Source organism: Halalkalirubrum salinum (assembly GCF_005543295.1).
Taxonomy (GTDB): domain Archaea; phylum Halobacteriota; class Halobacteria; order Halobacteriales; family Haloferacaceae; genus Halalkalirubrum; species Halalkalirubrum salinum.
Window position 1 is genome coordinate 55,853 of record NZ_SRSG01000029.1, and the last position, 12,874, is coordinate 68,726.

Below are 12,874 nucleotides of genomic sequence, written 5' to 3' on the forward strand. Positions count from 1 at the left end.
CGAGCCAACGGGATCGTCATCTTCGTCGTCACTCTGTACATCTGACTCAAGTAGGTAGCCGGCCACGCCGGCAGCGACCATGCCAATCCCGATCGCCCGCACCTGCGCGAGGTACGACGGGCGAGCAACCAGTTCGTCTGTCCCGTCGAAACTCTTGGCAATCATGCGTTTCGTCAGTCGCGCACTCAGGCTCGGAGCGACAGCAGTCAAAAGGCCTTGTGCGGCGACTGCGAGCGATCCCATTCGTCGACAACGGGGTTTCACGTCCATACCGAATATTGGCCCGCTCTCGACATGAGTATTGTGGTTTTTCCAAACTACTGATAATAGAGCGTCCCAGTGATCATAGCAGAAGCGATCGGCTGCAACGCTAGTCGTCGATCGTCACCACGTCATACGTCACATCGCCGTCACGAAGGGTGTCGGTGATTCGGCCGACGGCGTCGATCGTCGCGACGACGACGCACTCCATCCCGCGGGCGGCCGCGTCGGCTGCCACCGACCCGGCCGCGACTGTGACCGCCGGCTCGCGATCGATCGACTGCAGGGAGACAACCGCCTCGACGCCTGCTGCGGTAATGAGGTCCGCGGATGTACAGATAGAACGAAGCTGGTCGTGGTCGATCGCGCGGCTGCCACCCGATCGGGCTGGCGGAACCTGCACGACGGTGACGACGCCGGGTTCCATCTCGATAATGCCCTCGAAGCCGGTGACGCTGACGTCTGTGCCGGCCGCGGCGTCCGTCGTGGCGGTCCCGGTTGCGGGCCCCGCATCGCCGGGAGTCGCACGGAGGAGTCCCTGTTCGATCGACAGCGAGACCACCTCGCCGGCCTCGATGTCGTCGGTTGCGATCGCCGCATCCTCCTGGACGTCGCCCAAAACGTCAGTCGTCACGTGGTCAGCGTAGCGCCGCAGCGCCTTCGCCTCTTGAAAGAGCCACTCGACGCCCTCTTTGGTGACGCGGTAGCGCGATCGGCCGTCTTTCGTCACGAACCCGTCCTCGTCGAGTGCCCGGATGTACTCGCTGACCGCCTGGCTTGTGATGCCAACCGCAGCGGCGATTTCGCCTTGGCTCACCGCTGGCTGTCGTTCGGCAATCTCGGCGAGGACGCGAAACCGGGTCGCGGTCCGCTTGTCCGAGAGGGCATCGCTCATAGCTATCTTTGATACCGGCAGCCACATAAACCCGGGCGGATGCGGTCGGCAGAGGTTTCCGTGTCCACTCGAACGATCGCGCGTGGGCTCTGAGGATATACGTATCTGCGATCGTGCGGCGTACCTCCAGCGCGCAGAGACGCTCGTCTGTGCGGACCTGCACATCGGCCGTGAGGAGTGTGCCGGCGTGGCGTTCCCGCTTGGCGAACACGACAACCTCTGTGAACGACTCGACGCGCTGTGTGCGCGGTTCGATCCAGCGCGTGTCGTCTTTGCTGGTGATGTGCTCCACAGTTTTTCGGGGCCGTCGATCGCCGCCCGTCGAACCCTCGAGTCACTCGCGGCGATCGTTGCCGACCACGATGCGACGCTGACGATCGTCGAAGGCAATCACGACACTGCTCTGTCGGACGTCTGGGACGGATCTATCGTCTCGGCGATCGAACTTGAGGCGAAGCCGAAAACGCTCATTACCCACGGGCATACGGTTCCGGACCGCTTGGCGGCTGTGGAGTCCTCGGCCGAACCGAGCCGCGTCGTGATCGGCCACGACCACCCCGCGATCGAAATCGAAGGTGTCCGTCACCCGTGTTTCCTTTCGGGCTCCGATCAGCGCCACGGCGCGTCCGTATTTGTTCTTCCGGCGTTCAATCGACTCGCGCCGGGTGTCGTCGTGAACAACGCGGACGCCTCGACGCTTCGATCACCCTATGTGACTGATATCAGTGGGTTCTCGCCGATCGTACACGATTCGGAGGCTGACGAAGCTCTTCATTTCCCGCCACTATCGGAACTCAGGAGTGTTCTGTGAGTGTTTCTATATTACAGTTAACAATTACCGCCCGCGAGTTTGTAACAAATGTTTATGTGCAATTTTCCCCGATTACAATACGGACATGCAAGCAGCACGATTGCACGAGTACACACACGACATGGCGAACGGACTCGCGATCGACGAGGTCGATCGACCGAGCGCGGACGCGGGCAACCACGTCGTCGTCGAGGTCGAGGGAGCAGGATGGTGTCAAACGGACAATCACATCATCGAGGGGATGTGGACCGACTACGTTGAGCAGGATCTTCCGATGACACTCGGACACGAAAACGCCGGAGAAGTTGTCGAAATCGGCGACGACGTCGAAACGGTTTCGATCGGCGACAAGGTAATTTGTCACCCCGTAATGACCTGCGGGACGTGTCGCCCGTGTCGGCTAGGCGACGACATGCACTGTGAAAACCTCTCGTTCCCGGGGCTGACGACGGATGGCGGCTTCGCGGAGTACCTGCTTACGTCCGATCGGGCGGTTATCCCACTGCCTGATGACGTCGATCCGACCGACATCGCGCCGCACGCCGACGCGGGAATCACGGCGTACCACGCGGTCAAAAAGGCCACACAAAAGCTCAATCCCGGCGACTACGCGGTCGTCATTGGTGTTGGCGGTCTCGGCCACATCGGGTTGCAGTGCCTCCGGGCGACGAGCGGTGCAGAGATCGTCGCACTCGATATCAAACCCGAGGCCCGCGAACTCGCTGAATCACTCGGGGCGGACTACACGCTCGATCCGTCCGGAGATGATGCCGTTGACGATCTGTTAGCGCTCACGGACGGTGTGGGTGCGCAGCAGATCATCGACTTCGTTGGTGCGGACGTCACGACGTCAATGGGCCCACAGATCGCCGCAGGCGGCGGCGATCATCATATTGTCGGCTACGGCGGCCACATTCACGAGCCCTCACAGGCGCTCGTCAACGGCGAATTCGGCTTCCGTGGGACACTCGTGGGCAAGTACACCGAACTGCAGGAGCTGATGGCGCTGGTCGATCGCGGTGACGTCGACCTCCACACGAGTCGGTACTCGCTCGGGGAAATAAACACCGTTGCCGAAAAGTTAGAACACGGGGAGATCGAAGGGAGAGCGGTGATCACTCCCTGACCCGAACTCCGGATTCCATCGACGCCTCGATCGGCCCTCATAGCTTCGCAACCGGCGAGGACGGCCTCGTTCGCGTGTTGGATTTTGACGGCAACCCGCTCGCTGATGCGACGGTTCCGGATCTGACAGACGAAGAACTCGTCGGGATCTACCGCGACATGCGCACCGCCCGCCGGTTCGACGAGCGGGCGATCAGCCTCCAGCGACAGGGCCGGATCGGCACGTACGCCTCGCTGGCCGGCCAGGAGGGCAGCCAGGTGGGATCGACGTACGCGCTCGCTGAGGAGGATTGGCTGTTCTACCAGTACCGCGAACATGGTGTGCTCTTCGCTCGGGAGTTTCCGCCAGAACATCTGGCCTACTGGATGGGCTATGAGTCCGGGAACGCCGCGCTTGCTGACGCCAACGTCTTTCCATTGAATATCGGCGTCGGCGCACACATCCCACACGCCGTCGGCTGGGCGATGGGCGCAGATTACCGCGGTGACGATGGGCTCGCAGTTGCACACTTCGGGGACGGATCGACGAGCGAGGGAGATTTCCACGAGGCGCTGAACTTCGCGGGCGTCTTCGACGCGCCCGCGGTGTTTGTCTGTCACAACAACGGCTGGGCGATCTCGATCCCGACTGAAGAGCAGACGGCTGCAGAATCGTTCGCAGCGAAAGCCGAAGCGTACGGCTTCGAAGGGATCCGTGTCGACGGGATGGACCCGCTGGCCTCCTATGCTGTCACGAAGGCCGCAGCCGACCTCGCCCGCGATCCCCCGGAGGGCCGGCTCCGACCCACACTGATCGAAACCGTCGAGTACCGCTACGGGGCACACACGACTGCTGACGATCCGTCGGTGTATCGCGACTCGGCAGCGGTTGAACAGTGGCGCGAACGCGATCCGATCGATCGCCTCGAAGCGTTCCTCCTCGATACCGGACGGCTCGACGAGGAAGCGATCGACGCAATCGAACAGGCCGCGGACGATCAGGTCGCCGAAATCATCGACGTCGCAGAGTCGGAAAAACCCGACCCCGAACAGATGTTTGCGGACGCCTACGCGGACGCGCCGTCGGAGATCGATCGCCAGCGTGAGGAACTCATTGATGCGATCGATCGGCACGGGAAAGACGCGTTCGAACGAGAGTGACCGGACGCTCCGGCATCTGCGGCTAATGCAGCTTCGCGTTTCACGGCTGTATTTTCACGTTTCACGGCTGTATTTTCACGTTTCACGGCTGTATTTTCACGTTTCACGGCTGTATTTTCACGTTTCACGGCTGTATTTTCACGTTTCACGGCTGTATTCACGACGGCTCATGGGTGGGATATTGACGGAACAGCAGGGGATGCCGGCGGTGCACGGTTTGAAATAACTGGTATTGAGACGGAATAAACTGGTCTCAGGTAACACGCCGCTGAATTTTCAGTTGACTGTTTTCGAGAGTTCGGCACCCGCCTTGAACTTGACCACGTTCTTCGCCGAGGTCTGAATCTCTTTTCCGGTTTGGGGGTTTCGCCCGGTCCGGGCAGACCGCTTTGAGATGCTGAACGTGCCGAAGCCCTCATTCTCGTCTTCTTTCCCACCCACGGATAGCCGATCGCCTTTCTTCAGGGCCTTCGTTGTCGTGTTGATGAACGCCTCAAGCGCTCGCTTCGCGTCGTCCTCCGATAACTCCTTGTGCGAGTTGCGCCCTGTTTCACTCGCGATATACTTCGCGTCGATCACCACGTCGGCGTCCCGGCACTTGGCGCTGGCCTCGTCACCCTTGCCGGGGTTGAGATCGAGGGCGGCCGCGAACTCCGGACAGACGTCGAACGTCACCGGTGAGTCGTCTACTGGCCCGTTTTCGGACCGCGGATTTCGCCCCGTCCGGGCGGAGCGCTTCGAGATACTGAACGATCCGAATCCCACCAGTGCGGCGCTGTCGCCCTTCTCTAAAGCTTTCGTTGTCGCGTGGGTGAACCCGTCGAGCGCCCGCTTCGCGTCCGCCTTGCTCAGTCCGGATTCACTCGCCATCGCTTCGATCAGTTCCGCTTTGTTCATCGCCGCGGTCTGAGCAGTCATTGTTACCACGCCCAGTCCGAGGGATGTCGAGAGAATAACACCTCTCCGCAGTACGGTTCGCCTCGAGAGCTCGTTTTGGGACATGATATCTTTACTCACAGTTCTCTCACGTTTTATAAATATATTTAAAATTTTACTTTTGCCATGTCCTGGCACTGTCTAGTTCAGGGAGTTTGAGAAGCGAGCAGGTCGTAGTGAGTGGTGTCTATGACACTCGAAGACCTGCTCAAAGAAACGTTAGATGTCGATTGTGATGAGGTTTGGGAGAACGAGCGCACCCCGACACCCGTCAGGGTGTTCGGGGTGCAGCTCCATTCGATGGGATTGTCAGTGCGGGAAGTTGCCGCCGTCTTAGAGTTACTTGGCGTCGATCGATCTCACGGAGCGGTCTGGAATTGGACACACGATCTTGCCGACGCTCAGGACGACCCGCCGACGGCTGAGCCGTCGCGGGTCGCCGTCGATGAGAAACAAATCGAAGTTGATGGTGAAAAAAAGTGGCTGTACGCGGCGATCGATACAGAGTCGAAGTTACTGCTTGAAATCGACGTATATAGCCGCCGCGGGACCGATCCCGCGGCGGCATTTCTCCATCGAGTAACCGAGAAACATGACGTGGCAGACACCGAGTTTCTGGTCGATGCTGGTGGGTATCTGACTGCCCTCTTTCGACACGATCTGAGCGGTCAGCTCGACTACGAAGAACGGAACCACATTGAAAAGTGGTTCCAGACTGTTTCGATGCGGATCGACCGCTTTCATTCGTTTTGGCGTGGCAGTCAATCGAGCGCTCGCCGCTGGTTACAACGCTTTCGCCACCACTACAACCACGATCGACCAAATCAAGCGCTAGATAATCAAACGCCCGTCGAGGCGATGCTCAACTAGACAGTGCCCATGTCCTATATTTATCTAAAACCGAACACGAATCGGGACATTATGTGTAGAACGGTGACACTTCGTGATAACATATTTTATACAGAGTTAAATTCAGCCAGTGTACTGACCGATTCAACTGGTGAAATTGTGTGCCAAACTGGGACCGATGCGTACTGTTTAAGTTACATATTCTAAGAATTATATATTAGTAGATAATTAATCAGCTGAGTCGGGACTTGCAACTCAACGGTTGAACACCACTAGCCGCGATCGCAGTCAGTGGTCACTGATCTTCGAGCACCGCATTCGCCGCAACCTGCCCGCTCTCCATTGCACCCTGAATTGAGGACCATCGGGTGTAATCGCCAGCGAGATAGCAGCGACCATCGGGCGAACGGACGTCAGGCAACGATTCGAAGAATCCTGGCGGCTGGGCGAATTGCGAGAACGGAATCCGATCGGTCGCGATCGGTTCGAGCCCCTCGAACGATCGCTCCGGGTACCACGAGGCGAGCGCCTCACGTGTGTCGGCAGCGAGGGCTACGTCCGATCGCGACTGTGCGGCCGATCCGAGAAACGTCGCACAGAGCAATTCGGCGTCGTCGGTGCCGTATTCGGGCGCGATCGACGAGAGTGGAACGACTGTGTTCGGTGAGGCGTTAGCGGCGTTCAAAACGAGCCGGTTCCCCGTATCGAGCGGGACATCAGTCGGGTGACGATAGTACTGGGTCACCGAGCCGACCGCCTCCGTTGGAATCGACTCGACGCCGGTCAGTCGCATCGCCGCTTTCGGTGACGTTGCGACGACGACCGCGTCGGCCTTCCGACGATCGTGTTCGGTGTCGACGACTGCGTGGCGGCACGTCTCTTCGATCGAGTTGACCGGATCGCCCGTCTCGATCCGCACGCCTTCTGTCTGTGCCGCCTCGGCGAGCTGGTCGGCAATCGCACCCATTCCCGCGGCGGGGAGCGCGATCTGGCCGGTACTGAGCATCTTGAACGTGTAGGCAAACACCTCCTTGGAGGTAGACAGCGAGCGATCGAGTGTGATCCCACCGTAGAACGGCGAGATGAAGTTCTGGATGTACGACTGGGAGAATCCCCACTCGTCGAGGTACTCGGCAATCGTGGTGTCGTGGCCTGAAAAGAACGACGCCGGCGGGCGCTCGGCGAGATCTTGTCTGAGCGCGAGCGTGCGGACCTTGTCGGTAAACGTAATTTCGCGGTTCAACAGCGATTCGAACAGCGCCGCTGGATCTCGGAGCGGATCCGAAAGCGTCGATCGCTCGCCCGGCCGTGCGATCACAGCTCCGGGCTTGAACGGCCGGAGGTCGAGCGCGTCCAGATCCAGTTCTGCTTGGACGGCTGGGTAGGCGGTAAACAACACCTGAAAGCCGCGATCGAGCACGAATCCGTCCTGTTCGCGGCTCTGTACCCGTCCGCCGACGGTCTCGCGACGCTCGTATAGCGTGACCGAACACCCGGCTGCGGCGAGCCGTCGTGCAGCAACGAGCCCGGCGAGTCCGCCGCCAACCACGACGACAGAGGTCTTTCTCATAGCGGTTCCTTCGATCGGTCGGTACAAAGAGCCTGCTACACCGGCCCCGCCTACTCACGCCTCCAGGATTATGTTCGTTCAAACTGGGCGACCCACTCGGCGATCGGCTCGAACGATCGCTCGCTTGTGACTGTCCCGAAGTGACCGATTTCGTCTAGCACGCGAACCTCACTTTCGGGAACCGAATTGAACACCGAATCGTACGCGTCAGGAACGAACGCGTCGTCATTCGCGCCGACGATGGCAAAAATCGGTCCGTCAGGCGCAATAAGTCGATCCTCGTCGTCCCAATCGGGAACGAACGATCGCTCCAGGCGATAGCTGTACGCGGTCGTTTCGGTACCATCGCGGTGTTGGTCGGGCACGTCGAACTCGACGATCGTGCGATCGTTGAAATTCGTCAGCCCGAACCCGTTGAGCACCGCGAGCGGGGCGAGCCAGTCTTCGTCGTGGATCGCCCAGCCGCCACAGTACGGCCGTGTTGTGGGTACCTTCCGGCCCAGGTACGGCGACAAAAGCAGGTAGCCGTCGGCAAACTCAATGAACGGCTCGTAGCCGGTTCTGAGTGCTAACCCAGCCGAAAAGGCGTGTCCGGCGAGGATCGTGGGCATGTCTTCGTCGTAGATGTCGGAGAGGTGGTTGTTCAGATCGCGGAGATCCTCTCGAAGGTGATCGATGTGCCCAACGTCGCCGGGTGTTTCCGGTTCAGGACCGTGACCCCGAAGGTCAGGTGTGACGACGTTCGCGATCGCGTTTTCGCTCAGATATTTTGCCAGCGGCGCGACGTACTGGCTGTCGAAGGCTTCCCCGTGGACCAATATGAGGAGTCGATCGGCCTCGGCGTTGTAGCGTCGGTAGCTGAGCAAACTCCGGTCTGCCGTCCGATACCGCGTTAGCTTTGGAAGTGACTCCGCCGGCGCTGGATCGAAACCGTCGAAATCGAGCGTTCCGTCCGGCGGGCCATCATCTCCGAGACAGCCGGCGATCGAGAGGCTGCCGGCCGTGGCTGCGGCTGTGAGGAATCGACGGCGGGTACCAGTCGCTGCGGCAGTGGGTTCACGGCCCATACGTGTCTCACAGCGACGGCAACACGCATAACGTTGCGGTTGTCGTTTATCGGCTAACCGTGACTTCACGAAGCTACCGATCGCTTGCCTGCTCCTTCTCGATCGCCGACGGGAAGCGATTAGTTCGCGGCGGCCAAACGCCTCGTATGGCGCGGACGTCAGCGGTTACTGGGTTGGAGTGTACCGGCTGCGGTGAGACGTATGGAACCGATCGCCGCGATCGGTGTCCGGCATGTGGCGCACCGCTCGATCCGACGTACGACTACGAGGCGATTGATCTGTCCGCCGTCGAACAGACGGACCGATCGGCTGGGATCTGGGCGTTTGAGCCGCTGTTGCCGTTTTCGCGCGACGCGGCGATTTCCGGAGCCGAGGGTAACACGCCGCTCGTTCGCACGGATCGGCTCGCCGGAGAACTCGGTGTCGACACCGTCTACATCAAAGACGAGGGACGCAACCCGACCGCTAGCGGGCTTGATCGGGGGATGAGTATTGCCGTCACCGCGGCAGCAGCGCACGCGGCGACCGACGACATTGAACCGGTCGCACTGCCATCGACTGGTAACGGCGGCCAGTCGGCAGCGGCGTACCTCGGCCGACTGGGGCTTCGATCCTACGCGTTCGTTCCCTCTCGATCGGCGTTTTCGAACAAGGCGATGATCAACGTCCACGGCGGCGATATGCGCGTGATCGGCGGCCGCTACGCTGACGCTGAAGCTGCCGTCGATGAGCAGCTCAAAACCGACTACTATCCGCTACAGGAGTTCAGGACGCCGTACCGCCACGAGGGACCGAAGACGATCGCCTACGAGCTGTACCGCGATCTCGCCGGGAATCTCCCTGACTACGTCTTCGTTCCAGCGAGCACCGGTGAGTTCGTCGTCGGTATCCAGAAGGGCTTTCGCGAACTCCAAGCGATCGGCGCGGCCGAGGCGACGCCGAAGCTGATTGCCGTCCAGCCGACCGGCTGTTCGCCGATCGTCGCGGCCCTCGAGCGCAGCCTCGTGGAACCCGAACCGTGGGCGGTGCCTGACACGATCTGTGGGGAACTTGAGGTCCCTGATCCCGCCGGCGGCGCGCTCGCAGTCGAGGCGATCGAGGAATCTGGCGGCGACGGGATCCGCGTCGATGACGACGACATCCTCGCGTCCGCAGTCGCGATCGCTCAAAATGAGGTGCTCGAAGCCGGTGCCGGCGGCGGGGCGGCCGCGGCAGGTGCGTGGGCCTACGGCGAGGACGGCGGCTTCGAGCCGGGCGATCGGGTCGTCTTAGTAAACACCGAAAGCGGACTGAAAACGCCTGACATTCTGAGGAGCCACTTGATGGGCCAGGGAGTATAAAACGGAGTGAGAAGTGCCCACACGGAGGCGATACCTATTTGCGGGCGACGGGATTAGCCCCACCTATGCTCAGCGACGTGATGGAGGATTATCTGAAAGCCATCTACGTCCTCCAAACCGAGGATGAGCCACCCGTGTCGACGTCTGCGATCGCTGAGTATCTCGATAAGACACCGCCGACGGTGACGAGTATGATCGGGACGCTCGAAGAGCGCGGGCTCGTCGATCGCGAGAAGTACAAAGGCGTCGAACTCACCGAGGAGGGTGAGACGGTCGCACTCGAAGTCATCCGGCACCATCGGCTGCTCGAGACGTATCTTACCGAACATCTCGACTATTCGTGGAGTGAGGTCCACGAGGAGGCCGATCGGCTCGAACACCACATCTCTGAGGCGTTCGAAGCGCGAGTCGCGGCGGCGCTCGATCACCCCGAGGTTGACCCGCACGGCGATCCGATTCCGGGTGCAGACCTCAGGCCGCTCGACGTCGACGATACTGGCCGGCTGAGCGAGTTCTCTGTCGGCGATACTGTCGTCGTCGCTCGGGTGAACGATCGCGACGAGGCGGAACTCGAGTACCTCTCGGAGGCAGGGATTATTCCGGGGACAGCCGTCGAGATCGTCGCGATCGCTCCATTCGGTATGGTAACCGTCAAGACACCAGACGGACACGAGCAGAGCCTTCCAGAGGACGTCGCGCGGTCGGTTCGCGTCCGGCCGATCGCCGAACCGGCCCAATGAGTGTGCTGACGACTGCCGTCGCCGGTGTCGTCTTCGGGATCGCCCTCGCAGCCCCGCCCGGACCAATGAATGCGATTATCGCCGAAGAGAGCGTACTCCGGGGCTGGTCGGCAGGCTTTCGTGCCGGTCTGGGCGCAATGACTGCCGATATCGTGTTCTTCGTACTCGCGCTGTTCGGAGCCGTGTCGGCCGTTGAGCGGTTCCCAACCCTTCGGGGGGTGATGGTCGCGATCGGTGGGGTGTTGATGTTGTACTTCGCGTACGGTGCGGCCCGAAGCGCTACGGAGACGTTCAGAGCCACTGCTGGATCCGACGAGACTGGGAAGGGATTCCAGAAGGCGTTCGTCCTCGCGCTGACGAATCCGTACCAGATCATCTTCTGGTTAACGATCGGTGTCGGCCTGCTCGAACCCGGTCGGTTGGACGTCCTCGCTCCGCTGCCTGCCCTGCCGGGAGTTGGCGATCTCGCGGGTGCGTTCGTCGTCAGCACCGGAAGCCCGACGCTCATCGTCGGCTTCTTTTCGGGAATAGTGGTGTGGATCACCGGCTTTCCGGCGACACTTGTGGGTGTCGGCGAGCGGGTTGACTCCTTTGCCCCGATCGTCGCCGGCGGTAGTGCGATCGCACTCGCTTTCTTCGGCGTCATCTTTCTCGCAGACGCTGCCGGGACGCTCCTGTAGCGGACCTGCCGGGACACTCCTGTAGCGGACCTGCCGAGACACACACGTTCCACTGGACCGGTCCCGTTTTTATGCTGGGGCCACGACGGAGTGTGTATGTTCGACAAATCGACGTGGATCAAGCTGCCGCGAAACGTCCTCGTCGGCCACGGAACCCTCGATCAGACCGGGGACGCGATCGTTGAACTCCACCTGACCGGCACGCCGCTCATCATCACGAGCCCGACGCCGAACCGGCTGGCGGGCGATCGTCTCCGCGAGCAGTTCCCCGACGCGGAGACGATCATCGTCGAGCGCGCTGGGTTCGAGGCGGTCGAGCGAGCCACCGAGGCCGCCGAGGAAACCGACCCTGGGTTTCTCATCGCCCTCGGTGGCGGCAAACCGATCGACATCGCAAAGATGGCCGCCGACCATGTCGGTCTGGGATTCGTCTCAGTGCCGACCGTCGCGAGCCACGACGGAATCGTCTCCGGGCGGTCGTCGATCCCTGAGGGCGACACCCGCCACTCCGTGGCCGCTGACCCGCCGCTGGCGGTCGTCGCAGACACCGAAATTATGGCGCAAGCGCCCTGGGAACTGACCACGGCTGGCTGTGCGGACATCATCTCGAACTACACCGCGGTGAAAGACTGGCGGCTCGCAAAGCGGCTGAAAAACGTCGAGTACTCCGAGTACGCCGGCGCACTTTCTGAGATGACCGCCGAAATGCTCGTCGACAACGCCGGATCAATCAAGAAGGGCCTCGAAGAGTCGTCGTGGATCGTCGTCAAGGCGCTCGTCTCCTCGGGCGTGGCGATGTCGATCGCGGGCTCCTCACGACCTGCTTCGGGCGCAGAACACCTGTTTTCTCACCAACTCGATCGGATCGCCCCGGAGCCGGCGCTGCACGGCCATCAGGTCGGCGTCGGCTCGATCATGACAGAGTATCTCCACAGTGGGATGGACGGCCGCTGGACGGCGATCCGATCGGCGCTCAAAAGTATCGACGCGCCGACGACTGCAGCGGAGTTAGCCATCGAACCGGAGACGGTCATCGAGGCACTGACGACCGCCCACCAGATCCGCGATCGCTACACGATCCTCGGCAACGGTGTGAGTGAGGACGCTGCGATCGAGGCGGCGACGGTTACCGGCGTTATTTGATACCGGTTGACTGACTATCTTTAATCAGCGAGAGAATCTCGCCGTTCACGGCGGGCGTGAATCGCGCCAGAATACTCCGCTACCCACGTGAGATAGCACTCTGAATACCCTACGCCAATACGAACCTTTAAGATACGAGAAAACGTACTAAATATCGGATGCGAATTGACATCGCCATCGAACGTGGAAGCGAACTCCACGAACGAGTCAAAGAATACTCTCGCGAGAACGGCCTGCGGATGGACTACGCCTACGCCAAACTCGTCGAACAAGGACTCGACGCTGACGAATGAGTGAAGAGTGCAAGACCCTCGAAG

The 12,874-nt window shown here is 60.8% G+C and carries 14 protein-coding genes; 9 read left to right on the forward strand and 5 right to left on the reverse strand.

The annotated features are described in order from the left end of the window. Together E5K03_RS11410 and E5K03_RS11415 are read right to left on the reverse strand one after the other, a co-directional pair. On the reverse strand, positions 1-270 hold a 270-nt coding region (locus E5K03_RS11410), incomplete at its 3' end, for a hypothetical protein (protein ID WP_138006984.1). A gap of 100 nt (positions 271-370) precedes the next feature. Next, complete coding sequence (locus E5K03_RS11415) at positions 371-1,156, reverse strand: DUF7839 domain-containing protein (protein WP_138006970.1); 786 nt, start codon at positions 1,154-1,156, stop codon at positions 371-373. A gap of 82 nt (positions 1,157-1,238) precedes the next feature. Between E5K03_RS11415 and E5K03_RS11420 the strand changes: the two genes are divergently transcribed. The 3 genes from E5K03_RS11420 (at position 1,239) to E5K03_RS11430 (ending at position 4,232) form a co-directional block, all read left to right on the forward strand. Then, positions 1,239-1,967 (forward strand): metallophosphoesterase, encoded by a 729-nt coding sequence (locus E5K03_RS11420; RefSeq protein ID WP_240730009.1) that lies wholly within the window; start codon positions 1,239-1,241, stop codon positions 1,965-1,967. Between the two features lie 85 nt (positions 1,968-2,052). Then, positions 2,053-3,093 (forward strand): NAD(P)-dependent alcohol dehydrogenase, encoded by a 1,041-nt coding sequence (locus E5K03_RS11425; protein ID WP_138006972.1) that lies wholly within the window; start codon positions 2,053-2,055, stop codon positions 3,091-3,093. Continuing rightward, a complete protein-coding gene (locus tag E5K03_RS11430; protein WP_138006973.1) occupies positions 3,090-4,232 on the forward strand; it encodes a thiamine pyrophosphate-dependent dehydrogenase E1 component subunit alpha in 1,143 nt (380 codons plus the stop codon). The genes E5K03_RS11425 and E5K03_RS11430 overlap by 4 nt, the downstream gene beginning before the upstream one ends. A gap of 276 nt (positions 4,233-4,508) precedes the next feature. On the opposite strand, the gene E5K03_RS11435 is transcribed toward E5K03_RS11430, so the two are convergent. Continuing rightward, positions 4,509-5,150, reverse strand: coding sequence for an HU family DNA-binding protein (locus tag E5K03_RS11435; RefSeq protein WP_240730010.1), 642 nt, complete (start codon positions 5,148-5,150; stop codon positions 4,509-4,511). Between the two features lie 207 nt (positions 5,151-5,357). On the opposite strand from E5K03_RS11435, the gene E5K03_RS11440 reads away from it, so the two are divergent. Further along, positions 5,358-6,038, forward strand: coding sequence for an IS6 family transposase (locus tag E5K03_RS11440; RefSeq protein ID WP_138006974.1), 681 nt, complete (start codon positions 5,358-5,360; stop codon positions 6,036-6,038). A 274-nt stretch (positions 6,039-6,312) separates the two neighbouring features. On the opposite strand, the gene E5K03_RS11445 is transcribed toward E5K03_RS11440, so the two are convergent. Both E5K03_RS11445 and E5K03_RS11450 read right to left on the reverse strand, forming a co-directional pair. After that, the gene (locus tag E5K03_RS11445; RefSeq protein WP_138006975.1) at positions 6,313-7,587 is read right to left on the reverse strand and encodes an NAD(P)/FAD-dependent oxidoreductase; all 1,275 of its coding nucleotides are present in this window, start codon (positions 7,585-7,587) and stop codon (positions 6,313-6,315) included. 68 nt (positions 7,588-7,655) lie between these two features. Further along, entirely contained in the window at positions 7,656-8,654 is a 999-nt protein-coding gene (locus tag E5K03_RS11450) for an alpha/beta hydrolase (RefSeq protein WP_138006976.1), read from the reverse strand. 146 nt (positions 8,655-8,800) lie between these two features. Here E5K03_RS11450 and E5K03_RS11455 point away from each other — a divergent pair, with 146 nt between their 5' ends. From E5K03_RS11455 to E5K03_RS17725, 5 genes are all read left to right on the forward strand, one after another. Further along, positions 8,801-9,994, forward strand: a complete 1,194-nt coding sequence (locus E5K03_RS11455) for a threonine synthase (protein ID WP_138006977.1) — start codon at positions 8,801-8,803, stop codon at positions 9,992-9,994. A gap of 65 nt (positions 9,995-10,059) precedes the next feature. Further along, on the forward strand, positions 10,060-10,734 hold the full coding sequence (locus E5K03_RS11460) for a metal-dependent transcriptional regulator (protein WP_138006978.1): 675 nt from the start codon (positions 10,060-10,062) through the stop codon (positions 10,732-10,734). Beyond that, entirely contained in the window at positions 10,731-11,414 is a 684-nt protein-coding gene (locus E5K03_RS11465) for a LysE family translocator (RefSeq protein ID WP_138006979.1), read from the forward strand. Before E5K03_RS11460 ends, E5K03_RS11465 begins: the two co-directional genes overlap by 4 nt. 96 nt (positions 11,415-11,510) lie before the next feature. Further along, positions 11,511-12,557, forward strand: a complete 1,047-nt coding sequence (locus tag E5K03_RS11470; protein ID WP_138006980.1) for an NAD(P)-dependent glycerol-1-phosphate dehydrogenase — start codon at positions 11,511-11,513, stop codon at positions 12,555-12,557. Between the two features lie 158 nt (positions 12,558-12,715). Beyond that, positions 12,716-12,850, forward strand: coding sequence for a hypothetical protein (locus E5K03_RS17725; RefSeq protein WP_265338729.1), 135 nt, complete (start codon positions 12,716-12,718; stop codon positions 12,848-12,850). Positions 12,851-12,874: the final 24 nt, after the last annotated feature.

Excerpts from the sequence above, each read along its gene's own strand:
- E5K03_RS11415 (WP_138006970.1), bottom strand. The coding sequence starts at position 1,156 with ATGAGCGATGCCCTCTCGGACAAGCGGACCGCGACCCGGTTTCGCGTC.
- E5K03_RS11425 (WP_138006972.1), top strand. The coding sequence starts at position 2,053 with ATGCAAGCAGCACGATTGCACGAGTACACACACGACATGGCGAACGGA.
- E5K03_RS11435 (WP_240730010.1), bottom strand. The coding sequence starts at position 5,150 with ATGACTGCTCAGACCGCGGCGATGAACAAAGCGGAACTGATCGAAGCG.
- E5K03_RS11440 (WP_138006974.1), top strand. The coding sequence starts at position 5,358 with ATGACACTCGAAGACCTGCTCAAAGAAACGTTAGATGTCGATTGTGAT.
- E5K03_RS11445 (WP_138006975.1), bottom strand. The coding sequence starts at position 7,587 with ATGAGAAAGACCTCTGTCGTCGTGGTTGGCGGCGGACTCGCCGGGCTC.
- E5K03_RS11450 (WP_138006976.1), bottom strand. The coding sequence starts at position 8,654 with ATGGGCCGTGAACCCACTGCCGCAGCGACTGGTACCCGCCGTCGATTC.
- E5K03_RS11455 (WP_138006977.1), top strand. The coding sequence starts at position 8,801 with ATGGCGCGGACGTCAGCGGTTACTGGGTTGGAGTGTACCGGCTGCGGT.
- E5K03_RS11460 (WP_138006978.1), top strand. The coding sequence starts at position 10,060 with ATGCTCAGCGACGTGATGGAGGATTATCTGAAAGCCATCTACGTCCTC.
- E5K03_RS11465 (WP_138006979.1), top strand. The coding sequence starts at position 10,731 with ATGAGTGTGCTGACGACTGCCGTCGCCGGTGTCGTCTTCGGGATCGCC.
- E5K03_RS11470 (WP_138006980.1), top strand. The coding sequence starts at position 11,511 with ATGTTCGACAAATCGACGTGGATCAAGCTGCCGCGAAACGTCCTCGTC.
- E5K03_RS17725 (WP_265338729.1), top strand. The coding sequence starts at position 12,716 with ATGCGAATTGACATCGCCATCGAACGTGGAAGCGAACTCCACGAACGA.